Annotated in this window: 14 protein-coding genes and 1 riboswitch; of the genes, 7 read left to right on the plus strand and 7 right to left on the minus strand. The window is 72.7% G+C overall.

Going from position 1 to position 15,031, the window contains the following annotated elements:
* Positions 1 to 13: 13 nt before the first annotated feature.
* From AC559T_RS06855 to AC559T_RS06865, 3 genes are all read left to right on the plus strand, one after another.
* Positions 14 to 241 carry a hypothetical protein gene (locus tag AC559T_RS06855; protein ID WP_498868147.1) on the plus strand — a complete coding sequence of 76 codons (228 nt, stop codon included), beginning with the start codon at positions 14 to 16 and terminating at the stop codon, positions 239 to 241.
* Positions 242 to 536: 295 nt separating this feature from the next.
* Entirely contained in the window at positions 537 to 950 is a 414-nt protein-coding gene (locus tag AC559T_RS06860) for a hypothetical protein (protein ID WP_235013651.1), read from the plus strand.
* A gap of 32 nt (positions 951 to 982) precedes the next feature.
* Positions 983 to 1,795 carry a VIT1/CCC1 transporter family protein gene (locus tag AC559T_RS06865; RefSeq protein ID WP_498868148.1) on the plus strand — a complete coding sequence of 271 codons (813 nt, stop codon included), beginning with the start codon at positions 983 to 985 and terminating at the stop codon, positions 1,793 to 1,795.
* Between the two features lie 102 nt (positions 1,796 to 1,897).
* Here the strand turns inward: AC559T_RS06865 and AC559T_RS06870 are convergent, their stop codons facing one another.
* From AC559T_RS06870 to AC559T_RS06880, 3 genes are all read right to left on the minus strand, one after another.
* Positions 1,898 to 3,397, minus strand: a complete 1,500-nt coding sequence (locus AC559T_RS06870; protein ID WP_112104931.1) for a class I adenylate-forming enzyme family protein — start codon at positions 3,395 to 3,397, stop codon at positions 1,898 to 1,900.
* A gap of 14 nt (positions 3,398 to 3,411) precedes the next feature.
* Positions 3,412 to 3,726, minus strand: coding sequence for a hypothetical protein (locus AC559T_RS06875; protein ID WP_071063881.1), 315 nt, complete (start codon positions 3,724 to 3,726; stop codon positions 3,412 to 3,414).
* Between the two features lie 200 nt (positions 3,727 to 3,926).
* Positions 3,927 to 5,420: a TetR/AcrR family transcriptional regulator gene (locus tag AC559T_RS06880; RefSeq protein WP_498868149.1), complete on the minus strand. Its 1,494-nt coding sequence runs from the start codon at positions 5,418 to 5,420 to the stop codon at positions 3,927 to 3,929.
* 272 nt (positions 5,421 to 5,692) lie between these two features.
* Here AC559T_RS06880 and AC559T_RS06885 point away from each other — a divergent pair, with 272 nt between their 5' ends.
* Complete coding sequence (locus AC559T_RS06885) at positions 5,693 to 6,160, plus strand: ester cyclase (protein WP_071063638.1); 468 nt, start codon at positions 5,693 to 5,695, stop codon at positions 6,158 to 6,160.
* On the opposite strand, the gene AC559T_RS06890 is transcribed toward AC559T_RS06885, so the two are convergent.
* Entirely contained in the window at positions 6,112 to 6,984 is an 873-nt protein-coding gene (locus AC559T_RS06890; RefSeq protein ID WP_498868150.1) for an SAM-dependent methyltransferase, read from the minus strand. The genes AC559T_RS06885 and AC559T_RS06890 overlap by 49 nt on opposite strands.
* A gap of 399 nt (positions 6,985 to 7,383) precedes the next feature.
* Here AC559T_RS06890 and AC559T_RS06895 point away from each other — a divergent pair, with 399 nt between their 5' ends.
* On the plus strand, positions 7,384 to 7,917 hold the full coding sequence (locus AC559T_RS06895; RefSeq protein WP_020462410.1) for a pyridoxamine 5'-phosphate oxidase family protein: 534 nt from the start codon (positions 7,384 to 7,386) through the stop codon (positions 7,915 to 7,917).
* Positions 7,918 to 8,082: 165 nt separating this feature from the next.
* On the opposite strand, the gene AC559T_RS06900 is transcribed toward AC559T_RS06895, so the two are convergent.
* The 3 genes from AC559T_RS06900 to AC559T_RS06910 all read right to left on the minus strand — a co-directional run bounded on the left by AC559T_RS06900 (position 8,083) and on the right by AC559T_RS06910 (position 11,708).
* On the minus strand, positions 8,083 to 8,832 hold the full coding sequence (locus AC559T_RS06900) for a neutral zinc metallopeptidase (protein ID WP_498868151.1): 750 nt from the start codon (positions 8,830 to 8,832) through the stop codon (positions 8,083 to 8,085).
* Positions 8,833 to 9,109: 277 nt separating this feature from the next.
* The gene (locus AC559T_RS06905; RefSeq protein WP_498868152.1) at positions 9,110 to 10,729 is read right to left on the minus strand and encodes a sulfatase family protein; all 1,620 of its coding nucleotides are present in this window, start codon (positions 10,727 to 10,729) and stop codon (positions 9,110 to 9,112) included.
* A 265-nt stretch (positions 10,730 to 10,994) separates the two neighbouring features.
* Positions 10,995 to 11,708, minus strand: coding sequence for a lysophospholipid acyltransferase family protein (locus AC559T_RS06910; protein ID WP_498868153.1), 714 nt, complete (start codon positions 11,706 to 11,708; stop codon positions 10,995 to 10,997).
* A 71-nt stretch (positions 11,709 to 11,779) separates the two neighbouring features.
* Here AC559T_RS06910 and AC559T_RS06915 point away from each other — a divergent pair, with 71 nt between their 5' ends.
* Positions 11,780 to 12,418 carry a TetR/AcrR family transcriptional regulator gene (locus AC559T_RS06915; RefSeq protein WP_498868154.1) on the plus strand — a complete coding sequence of 213 codons (639 nt, stop codon included), beginning with the start codon at positions 11,780 to 11,782 and terminating at the stop codon, positions 12,416 to 12,418.
* Positions 12,419 to 12,524: 106 nt separating this feature from the next.
* Positions 12,525 to 14,759 carry an SF1B family DNA helicase RecD2 gene (gene recD2 / locus AC559T_RS06920; RefSeq protein ID WP_498868155.1) on the plus strand — a complete coding sequence of 745 codons (2,235 nt, stop codon included), beginning with the start codon at positions 12,525 to 12,527 and terminating at the stop codon, positions 14,757 to 14,759.
* A 155-nt stretch (positions 14,760 to 14,914) separates the two neighbouring features.
* A riboswitch (SAM riboswitch) is annotated at positions 14,915 to 15,028 on the plus strand.
* Positions 15,029 to 15,031: the final 3 nt, after the last annotated feature.

Genomic DNA, 15,031 nt, shown 5'->3' on the forward strand with positions numbered 1-15,031 from the left:
GCTGCTGGTCCTGGTGCTCCTCGGCTTCGCCTGCACCGACTTCCTGATCACGATCACCCTCTCGGTCGCGGACGCCACCGCGCACATCCTGGAGAACCCGTACGCGCCGGACCTGCTCGCCGGCCACGAGGTCGCCGTCACGCTGGTGCTCCTGGCCCTGCTCGCGGCCGTGTTCCCGCGCGGGTTCACCGAGGGGCGGTGGGGATCGCCGTCGTCCTGGTCGTGGTGTACCTGGCCCTGATCGTCTTCCCGAAGCTCGCGCTGGGACTCTCCGGCTTCGAGACCGGTGTAGCGGTGATGCCGCTGATCCGCGGCGGCCCGGACAGCCCCGACAGCCCCGACAGCCCCGACTACACCGACTACACCGCCGACACCGACGCGAACCCCGCCGGCCGGATCCGCGGCGCGCGGCGGCTGCTCACCACGGCGGCGCTGATCATGGCCGTGCTGCTGCTCACCAGCAGCCTCGCGACAACGGTCCTCATCCCCGAGCGGCTCGCGGAGCCCGGCGGCCCGGCGAACGGGCGGGCGCTGGCGTGCGCCTCGACGAGACGGCCACCCGGTGGGTCACCGAGGCGGCCCGTTCCGGGGCGCTGCACCTGGTCGCCAACGAGTTCGACACCGGCGACGCCGCCGAGTACGCCGACAACCCGGACTCGTCGGAGTTCGAGGGGCGGCTCGACGTCTGCGGACGGGAGCGGCACGGGTACCGGATCCTGCAGCTGACCAGCAACTCCGTCCCGAACGCGATCGCGGCCCTGCTCCTGCACCTGCGCGACCTCACCGGCACCAGGCCGAACGTGTACTTCGAGTGGTCCGAGGGCAACCCGCTGCAGAATCTGGCGCGCTTCGTGTTCTTCGGAGCCGGCGAGGTCGCCTCGACGACCCGGGAGATCCTCCGCGAGGCCGAGCCCGACCCACAGCGCCGCCTGTTCGTCCACGTGGCCTGAGCGGTTCCGACGAGGGGGTGTGGCGCTCGCCCATGGCGCCGGCCCTAGGACGGTCGACCGCCGTAGCCTCGTCCCTCGTGAGACGAGGCGGCAACGGCGACCGAGCGGAGCACGAGCGGTCTGCGGGCGGGCGGTCGGCGAGGGCGCGGACGGGGGAGGCACATCCCTCGAAGCACTCGGCGGGCGCGGGGTGGCTGCGTCCCGCGGTGTTCGGGGCGATGGACGGTCTGGTCAGTAACGTCGCGCTGATCAGCGGGTTCGCGGGCGGGGCCGCCGGGCGGCCGGCGGTCGTGCTGGCCGGGCTCGCGGGCCTGGCCTCCGGGGCGTTCTCGATGGCGACCGGGGAGTACACCTCCGTCCGCTCGCAGAACGAGGCGATGCGGGCACAGATCGAGGTCGAACGGCGGGAGCTGGCGCTGTATCCGCAGGCAGAGCACGCCGAGCTGGTCGGGTTCTTCCGCGATCAGGGGGTCGACGCGCCGACCGCCGAGTCGGTGGCCCGCCAGCTGGCGCACAGCCCGGACACGGCGCTGCGCGTGCATGCCCGCAACGAGCTCGGCCTGGATGTGGACGATCTGCCGTCCCCGCTCGGCGCGGCCGGTGCGTCGTTCGGTGCGTTCGCCCTCGGCGCGCTGGTGCCGGTGGTGCCCTACCTGGCCGGGTTCGCCTCGTTCGCGATCGCGGCCGTGCTCGCCGGGCTGGGGCTGTTCGCCCTCGGGGCCGCGGTCAGCCGCTTCACCGAGCGCTCGGCGTTCTACAGCGGCGCCCGCCAGCTCCTGCTGGGCCTGGTCGCGGCTGCCGCCACCTACGGCATCGGCGTCCTGGTCAACGCCTTCATCGCCTGACGCCTCGCTGTCACACCTGACTTCGAGGCCAGCCGCAGCGGCTCCCGCCGCGGCGGCCGGCGGGCGGCGATCCAATCGCCGCGCACCGGCCGCCGCCGGTGGTCAGGAGGAGAACGCCTGCTCGAGCTCGGTGCGCAGCACCCGGCGGAGCAGCTTGCCGTTCTCGTTGAACGGCAGCTCCGAGCGGAACTGGATGTGCTCCGGGGTGCGGCTGGACCGGAGCTGGGCTCGCACGTGGCCGCGCAGCTCGTCCTCGGTGACCTCGCCGGAGGTGACGACCGCGGCCACCACCTGCTCCCCCCAGTCCCGGTGCGGGATGCCGACGACGGCGGCCTCCTCGACGGCGGGATGGGCGATGAGCACAGCCTCGATCTCGCCCGGGGACATGTTCTCCCCGCCGCGCACGATGACGTCGTCGAGCCGGCCGTGGACGTACAGGTAGCCGCCCGAGTCGAGGTGGCCCTCGTCGCGGGTCGGGAACCAGCCGTCGTTCTCGATCCGCCCGATGCCCAGGTACTCGCCGGAGACCTGCCCGCCGCGGACCCAGATCTCACCGTGCTCGCCGGTGGGGACCTCCTGGCCGCCCGGGTCGCGGATCGTGACCTCCAGGCTCGGCAGCGGCTTGCCGACCGACCCCAGCCGCGCCCGTACCTCCGGGTCGTCGCTGCCGATCGCGGCCTGGTGGTCGTCCGGGCCGAGGACGGCGATCGTGCTCGAGGTCTCGGTGAGCCCGTAGGCGTTCACGAACCCCACGTGCGGGAGTGCGGTGACCGCGCGCTCGATGACCGGCAGTGGCATGGGCCCGCCGCCGTAGGAGATCGACCGCAGGGACGGCAGCCCCTGGCCGTCGGCCTCGATGACGTCGAGGATGCGGCCGAGCATGGTCGGCACCACCATCGCGTGCGTGACCGACTCCGCCCGGACGAGGTCGACCCAGGCCCGGGGCTCGAAGCTCTCGAGCTGGACGACCCGACGTCCCGAGTAGGTCGACGAGCAGGACGCCGACACCCCGGCGATGTGATACGGCGGGACGCTGACGATCGCGACCTCGTCCTCGGCGGAACCGGCGAACTCGACCGTGGAGATGACGTACTCGGTCAGGTTGCGGTGGCGCAGCACAGCGGCCTTGGGCTCGCCGGTGGTGCCGCTGGTGAACAGCAGCACGGCGATGTCCTCGGGGTCGCCGCCCCAGCCGTCGGCCTCCTTGGCCTCGGTGTCCGCGGCGATGGCGAGCAGCTCGTCCCGGGTGACCAGGTGGATGCCGTCGATGTCGCCCAGCCGCTCGGCGACGCCGGCCCCGACGACGACGGTGGCCGGCGCGGTCCGGGTGACGATCGCGCGCAGCTGCTCGTCGGCGAGCCGGTAGTTGATCGGCACGAACGGTTTGCCCGCGATCGCCGACCCGAACAGGGTCAGCGGGACGGCGGGCGAGTTCAGGTCGATCAGCCCGACCCGGTCTCCAGGCAGGGTCTGCAGCGCGGCACCGACCCGGCGCGCCTGGTGCGCGAGTTCGGCGAAGCTCAGCCCGCCGACGCGCGGACCGAGCGCGACCCGGTCGGCCAGGCCGTCCGCGGCCATCTCCAACAGCATCCCGAGGTGCATGTGCTTGTCGCCCGTCAGTCCGAGGAGGGGAGAGGCTTGGCGTCCTTCAGCGGGAGCGGGACGTCGCCGATCGACAGCGATCCGGCGCCGGCCTTGGTGCACAGCAGCTCGAGCCCGGACTCGGGGTCGGCGAACCGCTTGCCCAGCGGGGTGCCGGCGCTGAACGCCGGGTCGAGGGTGAGCCCGGCGGGTGCCTCCGCGCCGACCTCGATCACCGGGTGGCCGCCGCAGCGCAGGTCGACGGCGGCCGCCGGCGGCTTGACGACGATCACCTCGGTGTCGCACACCGTGGACTTGTAACGCGTACCCGGCTTGACCAGGGTGCTCACCCGTGTGACCTCCTCGTTCGGGCATCCCACCGCACATCCGCGCGGGGGGGCCATTCTCCTCGCACCAGACTCTCAGAATCGCCGCCGAGATGCCGTGCCACCAGCCGATTGCCGGGCACGACGCCGCCGAGAGTCACCAGGCGTGAGGACGGCGGCCCCCGACGGTGACGGTGGCGGGGGCCGCCTGCGAGAAGCCGGCGTCAGGGCCGGGGGAGGTGGCGTCCCGAGGGGACGGACGTGGCGTCGGCCCGGGCGCTGTCGCGGTCGGCGCCGGCGGGCTGGGAGTCGTGGGGGCCGCTCTGGGGGCACAGGTGCGCGCGTTCGAGCACCGTGGCGACGAGGTCGACGATCTCCGCGAGCGGGCGGTCCGGCTCGGCCGCCACCATCGCCTCGGGCAGTCGCTCCAGCAGGGTGAAGAACGCGATGCTGGCGACCCGCGGATCAAGCGGATGCGACCAGCGCGCCGGGCCCAGCAGGGCGGTGTAGCCGGTGTGCAGCCGTTCGCCGACGAGCCGGCGGGCCGCGTCGAGACGTGGGTGGCACGGCCGCCGGTCGAGCCAGGCCCGGGTGACGCCCAGGTACCGCAGGTGGAACGCGACGGCGTCACCGAGCCAGCTCCGTAGCTGGGCGGGGTCGCTCCCGAGAGCCGGGCCGATCCGCCGCAGCCGGCCGTCGAGCTCGGTGATCGTCTCGATCGCCTCGTCGCTCAGCGCCACCAGCAGGTCGAGTTTCTCGTCGAAATACTTGTAGAACGTGCCGCGCGCGTAACCCGCCTCGGTGACGATGTCGTCGACCGAGCATTGGTGGTAGCCCTTTTCGGTGAAACATCTGATCCCGGCGTCGAGAAGCCGCCGAACGGTCACCGTGGCGCGGCTGCTGAGTTGCCGCAGACGGCCGTCCGGCGGCAAGGCCGGCAACGGCCCGGTCGCCGGTGCCGGTACGGACCAGAGGCGTTCTCCGGTGCTCGGCGGGCGCGGGGTTGGGATCTCCCGGCCCAGCTGGGCGAAAACACTCACGGGGGTGTGCGGGAAAAGAACGAGCTGGACCAGCACGGCGAGGTTGTCGGTCAGGTAGTCGGTACCCATCGCCGTGCCGCGGGCGGCCGGCCCGGTGCCGGGGTGTTCACGGCCGAGCGGCGCATCGGCATGGCGCGTGTAGTTACAGCTGCTCACCAGCGCGGTCAGCGCCAGCGCCGCGTCGGCGGCGGCGAGGCCGGTCACCCCCGACGAGGTGAGCCGCTGCGCGATCCGCTCCCGGTAGGCGGCCGAGAAGCGGCTGACCAGCGGCGGTATCGCGGTGCCGGGCGAACTGACGTTCGCCCACTGCACGAACATCGTCGCGTACCTGTCGTACACCCAGGCCCACTCACCGAGCCACCAGTGCAGATTGTCGAAGCCGAGCTCGCCGGGTTCCAGCGGGCCGATGCGGCGAACCACCCGCATGAGCGCGCCGCCGCATTCCTCGAGCAGCTCGACGAAGATCTGCTCCTTGCTCTCGAAATACTGGTACAACGTGGCCCGGGACACCTCGGCGGCCTTCGCGATGTCGTCCACCGACGTGCCGTGGAAGCCCTGGGATTCGAATAGCGCCAGCGCCGTGTCGACGATGCGCGTGCGGGTGCGTGAACCGCGTGCCCCCACCACCGGACTGGTGGGGCCGTAGCTCGCCCGTCGCAGGATCTCGTTCTCGGACATCCATGTCAGAGTATGCGAACGGATCGCGATGCTTTCCGTTCCGCGGCGCGGAACGCCGTCGCCCGCCGAAAGGTGGAATTCAGTCGGCTGGTCGGCTCCCGGCTGTCTCACCGCTCCTGGTGGACGGCGGGTCGTCGCGGAGCCTGGCGCGGCTCGCCCGGCCATCGCTACGATTTCGGCCGGCTCCGCGGCCTGCGCGCCGGCGCGCCGGCGGACTCTGCGGGCCTGCGGATGCACGGGCCCACGGGCGCACATGGACGAGGGGGAGGCACGTGGGCGAGGCGCTGGACACGGTGCGGCGGATGCTGACCGCCTTCGACGAGGCGGACGACGTCACGCTGCGGTCACTGCTCGCCGCCGACGTCGTCATGGAGGCGCCCGGCCCGGTCCGGCTGAGCGGGCGGGACGCGGTCGCCGACTACAGCGCCCGGTTCCTCTCCGCCTTCGCCGACCTGACGGTGCAGACCCATGTCCTGGCCGAGCAGGGCGAGATGGTCGTCGAGGAGTACACGCTCGTCGCCACGCACGCCGCGACGTTCACCACACCCGCGGGTGAGGCGCTGCCGCCCACCGGGCGGCGGGTCTCGGTGCGCATCGCCGAGGTCTACCGGGTGCAGGACGGCCACATCACGGAGAACCGCTTCTACTTCGACGCGGCCCATCTGTACCACCAGCTCACCTCCGCGCCAGCTCACCCCGCTGTCAGCTCACCCTCTGCCCGCTCATCCACCGCCCGCTGAGCCGTGACGAAGTAGCCGGCGACGGGCATCTCCGCCGGGATCGGCCGGCGCAGCTCGATCGCCACGGTGGTGGAGTCGATCTCCCGGCCGTGCCAGCCGTGGTCACCCAGCCAGGCGGGGGAGGCCCCCTCCAGGCCGCCCTTCCACAGGTCGGCGAACTCCCCCAGCGGGGGGACGTGCCGGGCCTCCTCGACCATCTCCTCGGCCAGGCCCTTCGCGTCCTCCAGCGCGAGCCGGCTGCCCGGAGCCGAAAGACGGGTGACGTCGGTGAGCAGGCGTTCGGCCTCCTCCGCGGACAGGTAGACGATGATGCCTTCGGCCAGCCAGGCGGTGGGCTCGGCCGGGCGGAAGCCGGCATCGAGGATCTCATCGGCCCAGTCCTCGGTCAGGTCGGCCGACACGGCGTGACGTTCGCACCGCGGCCCGGTCCCACCCGCGGCCAGGACCCGCTCCTTGAAGGCCAGCATGTCCGGCCGGTCGACCTCGAACAGGCGCGTCCCGGCCGGCCAGGGGAGGCGGAAGGCGCGGCTGTCGAGACCGGCCGCGAGCAGCACCATCTGCCGGACGCCCGCCTCCGCGGCGGCGAGCAGCTCGTCGTCGAAGAACCTGGTTCGCACGGCCAGATAGGCGTTCATCATCTCGGCGAGTGCGCCCAGCCGGCCGCCGGCGTCGGGTGGGATCAGCGGCAGCGCGTCGCCCGCCGCGGCCACGAACGTCGGTGCCAGCCAGTCGTCGAACAGCCGGTCCGGACGCTCGCTCTCCCCGGCCCGGATCCACGCCGTGGCCAGAGCCGTCCGTCCCACACCATGCGGAACCTCGTTCATGTATCGAACGTAGTTCAGCCCTTCCGCAGGGTGCTGACGGTCGGCCCATTGTGGTATAGGTGTGGCCTTCGTCCCGACTGGCCCGGCCCGGCGGTCGTGCCGGCGGTCGTGCCGGCGTCAGTGGCGGCGTCAGTGGCGCCATGGACGCCGGCCCGCACCCGCTCCGGCGGCCCGGGTCAGAGCGGGCGCGGTGGCCATCCGGCCCGCCCGCCGCGTCCGGACGGCGGGTCCCGCGCCGGCCGCATGCACCGGCGGATCGCGGCGACAGGCCCTGCCTGCCCCGGTCTGGCCGGGCCTACGGTGGCCCAGGTACCGAGGGATCACCCCGGTACCGGACCAGAGCCGTCTCGGCGACGCCGTCCGGCGCCCCGGCGGCGACCTACGACCACGGAGGCCGTCATGACGCGGACCGACGCTCCTGCTCCGGCGACCATCGGCGCTCCGCTGGGCTCCGGTGCTGCGCAGCGCACCAGCGACCGGGGGAGCATCCCCCGGTCGGGCATCCCGCGTGACCACGCCGGCTTCGGCGTCCTGACCTTCGACATCTGCGTGCGGCTCGTCGCCGGCGAGCGGATCGGCCGGGTCGCGTTCGTCGCGGACGGCGAGATCCTGGTGCTCCCCGTGAACTACATCGTGGACGGCAACACCGTCGCGTTCCGGTCCCGGGTGGGCTCGAAGCTGTCCGCCGCCACCAACCACAGCGTCGTCGCCTTCGAGGTGGACGGCTACGACGCCACCGTCGGTGTCGGCTGGAGCGTGCTGATCAACGGGTGCGCGGAGGCCGTCCGGGAGGACGCGGAGATCGCCCGGCTCGAGGCCAGCGGGCTGGCTCCCTGGTCGGTGAACCTGGAGCGGCCGAGCTGGGTCCGCATCCACTGGGACTCGGTCTCCGGGCGGACCACCATGCGTCCGCCGACCGCCGACGAGTGCTGAGCCGCCCGCCGAGCCGCGCTCTCGGGCGGCCGCCGAACCGGCCCCTGGGCCGTCCGTCGAGCCGGCCGCCGACCCGGCGGCGGGGACGCCGGGCCCGCCGGTGCCCCCGCGCGGCCGGCGCCCCCGCCCAGGCTGTCAGCCGCCCGCGCGCCGTCAGTCCCGCCGTCAGCCCGTGACGCTGCCGTTCGGGGACTGGCCGATGCGGTGGCAGGTGGAGATGTCCTGCTGGTAGCCGAGGTCGAACGCCTGCGCCCGCTGCATCGGCGTGCCGTGGGCGTCGGGCGCGGACGCCTCCTGGTCGAACCAGCCGCCGCGGGTGTCGCCCAGGCTGAAGAAGAGCATCGAGCCGTTCACCGCCTCGGTCGAGGTGAGCCGGCCCGCGTCGACCGCGAAGCGGGCCTGCCCACCGGCCAGGCAGTCCGCCTGGTTCTCCTCGGCCCGGGACACCGCGCCGAGGGTCCCGCCGATCCGGTCGCCGCGGTGGCCCAGCTCGTGCATGATCACAAATGCCGGATAGGACGGGCCGCCGGTCTGATCGAGCTGGGCCATGAAGTCGGTGCTGTACGCGACCGTGTCGTCGGTCGTGCAGTAGAGGGCGTTGTCGGCGAACACCTTCGGGTCGGTGACGCCGTCCGCGCACGCGATCTTGGGAATCTCGCCGTTGCGGTAGGGGACGTAGTGCGGCTGGGTCCACGCGGCGCCCAGATGGGCGCGCCAGTAGCCGTTCACCGACCCCGGGCACTCGGCGGGCTCCGAGATCAGCGTGTCGACATCCGCCAGGGTCCCGATCTTCCCTCCGCAGGACGGGGTCTGTGCCCAGGCCGCCGAGGCACCCGTCGGAGGGATGCCCAACCAGCCCGCAAGCAGAAAGAGCGAAAGGGCGAATACGGCCGCAACGGCCTTTCTGGCGCGCACGACGGCCACCGTAGAGGTCATTTCGGCCATCCGGGGCGGGCCGGTCGACTCCGTGGCACACCCGTCGTCGCCGGGATGGCCGCAATGGGTGTGCCCGTATTTCCCGGATTACCGGTTCAGCCTGGACAACGCCGTGCGGGTGACCTTCGCCATGCGGTCCGCGGCATTGTGTGACGGTCGTCCCGTACCCGCTCCGGGAGGCACCGACGGGTCATCCGAAATCCGCTTCGGGCCGGGGCCGCAGCCGGGCCCGAAGCGGATTTCGTCCGACTCGGTCCTACGTCCGGCAGGTCGCTCCGGCGCATGTGGCGAGCGCGTCCAGGCGGCTGTCGAGGCGTGCGACGAGCTCGGCGTTCGCCGCCCGTCCCGCCGGGGTCGCCAGCAGGTTCGTGAGCTCGTACGGATCGTTGGACAGGTCGTAGAGCTCGCGCTCGTGGACCACGGTCCGGTCCGTGTCGTACCAGCGCACGTACGTGTACCGGTCGGTGCGCAGCCCGCTCCAGGCTGGGATGTCCAGGTAGTGGGCGACCGGGTCGGTGGCGGCCGCCACGATCGGCTGGCCGGGCACCTGCTCGGCGGCGATGCCGTCGTCACCCTGGCCGCCCGGGCCGGCGTACTGGCCCAGCAGGTCCGAGCGCCACTGCGCCGGGTCCTGCCCGCGCAGCAGCGGCGCGAGTGACATGCCGTCGACGTCCGCCGGGACGGGCACCCCGGCCAGCTCCAGGAACGTCGGCGCGATGTCGATCGCGGCGACCATGTGGTCGTCGGTTCCCCTGGTCACCCCAGGCCCGGCGACGACCAGCGGGACCCGCAGCGACTCCTCGTACGGCGCCATCTTGTGAATCAGCCGGTGCGCGCCGAGGTTGTAGCCGTTGTCCGAGGTGAAGACCAGGTAGGTGTGGTCGAGCTCGCCGGTGTCGCGCAACGTCGTGACGATGTCGCCGACCATGTCGTCGAGCGCGAGGAGCGATCCCATCCTGTTCCGGTAGTCGTTGTCGTTGATCAGGTTCACCTGGGCGCTGCGGACCCCGGCGCTCGTCCGCAGCCACGCGGGCTTGTCGCTGACGTCCGGCTCCTGGTAGTTGGGCGAGCGTGGCGCGAGATCGTCCGTGAACGGATTGTTGCTGTCGCGCGGCGCTGGCGGCAGCGGCAGGTGCGGGGCGGTCGAGGCGGCGTAGAGCATGAACGGCTCGTCCTTCGCCGCCGCCCGCTCGAGGAAGTCCACCGACTTCGCGGCGACGACGTCGGTGGAGTAGTTCGCGGGATCGGACGGGCCGCCGTAGTGCACGATCGTCCCGTTCTCGTTCAGCGCGTAGTTGTAGCCGGTGTAGAAGAAGTTGTCGACGCTGCCGTACCACTCCGTCCAGCCCGGAGGAACGTGGTCGGGCACGTCCTCGATGCCGTTCATGTACTTGCCGACGAGCGCGGTGTTGTAGCCGCTGTCCTGCAGGTACTTCGCGAAGGTGCGCTCCTCGTTGCCGTTCGCCGCGAACGTCGCCCAGCCGCCCTCGTCGCCGCTGTTGGTGAGCACCCCGGTGTTGTGCCCGTACTTTCCGGTGAGCAGCGACCCGCGGGCCGGGCAGCAGATCGGGGTGGGCGCGAAGCTCTCGGTGAAGGTCAGGCCGGCGTCGCGGATGAGCGCTGCCGTCCTCGGCATCGCCTCCCAGTAGGGCGAGGTGGTCGCGTCGAGGTCGTCGGCGGGGATGAAGACGAAGTTGGGCCGCTGCGTGTCGGCTGCCAGCGGCGTGGCCGACAGCGGCGTGGCCGACAGCCCGGGCGGCGTCGATGGCTCCGGGCCGCCCGCGGCGGCGAACACCGCCGCGCCGAGGGCCGCGACCAGGAGGCTGGCCGTCCCGATCCGGGCGCGTGTTCCGAGCGGCCGATGTCGTCCGGGCACAGAGCACTCCCTTTTCCGTGGTTGCGTCCGGCCGGGATTCGTGCGCACCGGCCGTGGCCGCGCCGGCGGGCGGCGGCCGGCCCATCCTGGCCGGCGCGGATTCGAGAAAGACGAACGGAACATGTGCCCGGGATGTGAGCGCGCACGGCGTGCCCGCAACAGTTCCACGAACCGGTGAACCCGTGGACCCGTTTGGCCCGCGAATCCGCCAACTAGTTCTGTCGAGGAATTCGTGAGTCGATGCGCTCAACCCGGTACACGGCGTTCAGGCGTGTGGGTCCGGCCCGTGGTGGTCCGTGGCGTACGCGTCGACGTACTCCTGGCCCGAGTGGTCGGCCAGCACCCGCATGAGTTCGTCCGTCGCGGATCTGATCACCATCCGCTCGGTCGGCGCCGGGCAGCCCGGCGGGCCGTCGGCGAGCACGCGGCGGTACCGGGAGAAGTCCAGGGGACGGCCGACGATGATCTGGACCCGCCCGCGCCGCCACCGGCGCCGGCCACGCGGGCTCACGGTCTCGGTGCCCTTCACCGCCACCGGGACGACCGGTGCCCCGGTGGCGAGCGCGACCCTGGCCACCCCCGTCCGGCCCCGGTAGAGCCGGCCGTCCGGCGATCTCGTGCCCTCGGGGTAGATCCCCCACGCGCCGCCGGCCTCGAGGACCCGGACCGCCGCGGCGAGTGCCCCCGCCGCCGCGACGCCACCGCGCCGGTCGACCGGCACCTGTCCGGCGGCCGTGAAGAACCAGCGGACCAGCCGCCCCCGCACCCCCCACCCGGTGAAGTACTCCTGCTTGGCCAGGAACGTGATCCGCCGGGGGACGAGGCGGACCAGGAAGAACGAGTCGGCCACGGCCAGGTGGTTGCCGGCCAGGATGACCGGCCCATGTCGCGGGATGTGCTCCGCGCCGGTGACGGCCGGACGTCCCAGCAGGCCGAGCAGCGGCCCCACCACCAGCACCTTGATCAGCCAGTACGCCATGCGCCCGCGCCCTCCTGGTCCATCCGGCCGGCGGGCGGCGTCCCGCCGAGTAGACACTGTCTACTTCGGGGATGGTAGACACTGCCTACGTGGCGGGTGAAGGGGCGCTGCGGCGCCGGCTGGTCGAGGTGGGCACGGCGATGCTCGACGAGGGTGGGCTGGCCGCCGTCAGCCTGCGGGCGATCGCGCGGCAGGCGGGTGTCTCGCACGGCGCGCCCCGGCGGCACTTCCCCACCCACGCGGCGCTGCTCGCGGCGATCGCGGCCGAGGGGCTGGCCGATCTCGCCTCCCGTCTGGCCGGGGTCCGGGCGGCCGGCGAGGCGGCCGGAGCCTCCCCGCACGAGTGCGTCGTCGACGCCGGGTCCGCGTACGTCCGCTTCGCTCGCGAGCGGCCCGCCATGTTCGAGCTGATGTTCCGGCACGACATCCTGGTCGGGTCGGGGGAGAACCTCCGTGAGCGGAGCCTGCCGCTGTTCGACGCCTGGACCGATCTCGTCCGGGCCGCGCTGCCCGCGCTGCCCGCCGGAGCGGGCGCGGGCGCGCCGGAGCAGGTGCGCAGGCGGGCACTGCTGGCGTGGACGCACCTGCACGGCATCGCCGTGCTCGCGGCCAACGAGAGCCTGGGGCTGGTCACCGCATCACCCGATCCCACCGAGCTGGTCGTCGAGGCGATCGGTGTCCACCTGTGCCTGGACGCGGGGCCGCACTGATCCGCCTGCTGCCGGCGTCGACACTGTGAGCGAGGATGGCCGGATTCCCGACATGCCACGGGCGATCGCCGAAGCCCGGATCGCCGAAGCCCCGGAGTGACCAGCCGTGTCCCGACCTGCCGCCGTGCCGTTCCAGCTCGCCGTGCTCGAGGCCGTCCTCGAACGGATCACCTACGCCAACGAGGAGACCGGCTACACGGTCGCCCGGGTCGACACGGGCCGCGGCGCGGACCTGCTGACGGTCGTCGGCGCGCTGCTCGGCGCCCAGCCCGGCGAGTCGCTGCGGATGCGCGGGCGGTGGGGCTCGCATCCTCAGTACGGCCGCCAGTTCCAGGTCGAGGACTACACCACCGTCCTGCCGGCCACCGTCCAGGGCATCCAGCGGTACCTCGGATCAGGCCTGGTCAAGGGGATCGGGCCCCGGTTCGCCGAGCGCATCGTCGAGCACTTCGGCGTCGACGCGCTGGACGTCATCGAGACCGAGCCGGCGCGGCTCATCGAGGTGCCGGGCCTCGGCCCCAAGCGGACGAAGGCGATCGCCGCGGCCTGGGAGGAACAGAAGGCCATCAAGGAGGTCATGGTCTTCCTGCAGGGCGTGGGCGTCTCGACCTCGCTGGCGATCAAGATCTACAAGCAGTACGGGGACGCCTCGATCGGGGTGGTGCGCACCGAGCCCTACCGGCTGGCCGCCGACGTGTGGGGCATCGGGTTCCGCACCGCGGACACCATCGCGCAGGCGGTCGGCATCCCACACGACAGCCCGCAGCGCATCAAGGCCGGCCTCGCGTTCACCCTCTCCGAGGCCACCGACAGCGGCCACTGCTTCCTGCCCGAGACCCGGCTGATCGCCGACGCCGTGCGCATTCTCGGCGTCGACACCGGCGCGGTGATCGAGGGGCTCGGCGAGCTGATCACCGAGGAGGGGGTGGTGCGCGAGGAGGTCCCCGGCGAGGATCCGGAGCAGCCGGTCGCCGCGGTGTACCTCGTCCCGTTCCACCGCGCCGAGATCTCCGTCGCGGGGCAGCTGCTGCGCCTGCTGCGGGCCGACGAGGACCGCCTCGCCGCGTTCGCCGCCGTTGACTGGGAGAAGGCGCTCGGCTGGCTGCACACCCGTACCGGGGTCGAGCTGGCGGCGGCGCAGCGGGAGGCGGTCACCCTCGCTCTCACCTCCCGGGTGGCGGTGCTGACCGGCGGGCCCGGCTGCGGGAAGAGCTTCACGGTGCGCTCGGTCGTCGAGCTGGCCCGCGCCCGGCGGGCGAAGGTCGTCCTCACCGCCCCGACCGGACGGGCCGCCAAGCGGCTCGCCGAGCTGACCGGCCACGAGGCGTCGACGGTGCACCGGCTGCTCGAGCTGCGTCCCGGCGGCGACGCCGCCTACGACCGGGACCGCCCGCTCGACGCCGACCTCGTCGTGGTGGACGAGGCGTCCATGGTCGACCTGCTGCTGATGAACAAGCTGGTCAAGGCCGTCCCGCCGGGCGGGCACCTGCTGCTGGTCGGCGACGTCGACCAGCTTCCCTCCGTCGGCGCCGGGCAGGTGCTGCGTGATCTGCTCACCACCGGCACGCCGATCCCGCACGTGCGGCTGACCCAGGTGTTCCGCCAGGCCAGCGAGTCGGGCGTGGTGACCAACGCGCACCGCATCAACCGCGGGGACCATCCGCTGGTGCGCGGCCTGGACGACTTCTTCCTCTTCGTCGCAGAGGAGGCCGAGGATGCCGCCCGGATCACCGCGGAGGTGGTGGCGCGGCGGATCCCGGCCAAGTTCGGCCTCGACCCGCGGCGCGACATCCAGGTGCTCGCGCCGATGCACCGCGGCCCGGCCGGCGCCGGGGCGCTCAACATCGCGCTGCAGGAGGCACTCACGCCGAGCCTGCCGGACCGCCCCGAGCGCCGCTTCGGCGGCCGGGTGTTCCGGGTCGGCGACAAGGTCACCCAGGTGCGCAACAACTACGACAAGGGCGCGAACGGGGTGTTCAACGGGACGCTCGGGGTGGTCACCGCGCTCGACAACGACAGCCAGACCCTGACCGTCCGCACCGACGAGGACGAGGACGTCGACTACGAGTTCACCGAGCTCGACGAGCTGACCCACGCCTACGCGGTGACGATCCACCGTTCGCAGGGCAGCGAGTACCCGGCCGTGGTCATCCCGCTGACGACCAGCGCATGGATGATGCTGCAGCGCAACCTGCTGTACACCGCGGTGACGCGGGCGAAGAAGCTGGTGGTCCTGGTCGGCTCGCGCCGGGCCATCGGGCAGGCGGTCCGCTCGGCCGGCCACGGGCAGCGCCACACCGCGCTCGCGCACCGCCTGCAGTCCGCCGGGCGCTCCGGATAATTTTCCGCGGCTCGCGGCTCGCGGCTCGCGGCTCGCGGCTCGCGGCTCGCGGTCGAAGCGCGCGATTCGCCGTCTGCTGGATGTTCCGGGTATTTCGGCCCGGTCTCGGTGTCTCTGCGGTGTCCGTCCGGCACGGGCTGCTACAGTTTTCGCCAGGTCCTGAGCGCCAGCGTCAAGCCCCGGCTTGCTGGCCGGCAACCCTCCTCCGCGGTGGGGTGCCCCGGGTGTGACCAGGCCCGCGGCGAACCCGCCGTCGGCAAGTGCGGACCCCC

It is taken from the genome of Frankia sp. Hr75.2, assembly GCF_949319125.1.
GTDB classification, from domain to species: Bacteria; Actinomycetota; Actinomycetes; order Frankiales; family Frankiaceae; genus Parafrankia; species Parafrankia soli.

What these genes read in the sequence shown, in the direction of transcription:
- AC559T_RS06865 (WP_498868148.1), top strand. Translation starts at nt 983, where the DNA reads ATGGCGCCGGCCCTAGGACGGTCGACCGCCGTAGCCTCGTCCCTCGTG.
- AC559T_RS06870 (WP_112104931.1), bottom strand. Translation starts at nt 3,397, where the DNA reads ATGCACCTCGGGATGCTGTTGGAGATGGCCGCGGACGGCCTGGCCGAC.
- AC559T_RS06880 (WP_498868149.1), bottom strand. Translation starts at nt 5,420, where the DNA reads ATGTCCGAGAACGAGATCCTGCGACGGGCGAGCTACGGCCCCACCAGT.
- AC559T_RS06890 (WP_498868150.1), bottom strand. Translation starts at nt 6,984, where the DNA reads ATGAACGAGGTTCCGCATGGTGTGGGACGGACGGCTCTGGCCACGGCG.
- AC559T_RS06895 (WP_020462410.1), top strand. Translation starts at nt 7,384, where the DNA reads ATGACGCGGACCGACGCTCCTGCTCCGGCGACCATCGGCGCTCCGCTG.
- AC559T_RS06910 (WP_498868153.1), bottom strand. Translation starts at nt 11,708, where the DNA reads ATGGCGTACTGGCTGATCAAGGTGCTGGTGGTGGGGCCGCTGCTCGGC.
- AC559T_RS06915 (WP_498868154.1), top strand. Translation starts at nt 11,780, where the DNA reads ATGGTAGACACTGCCTACGTGGCGGGTGAAGGGGCGCTGCGGCGCCGG.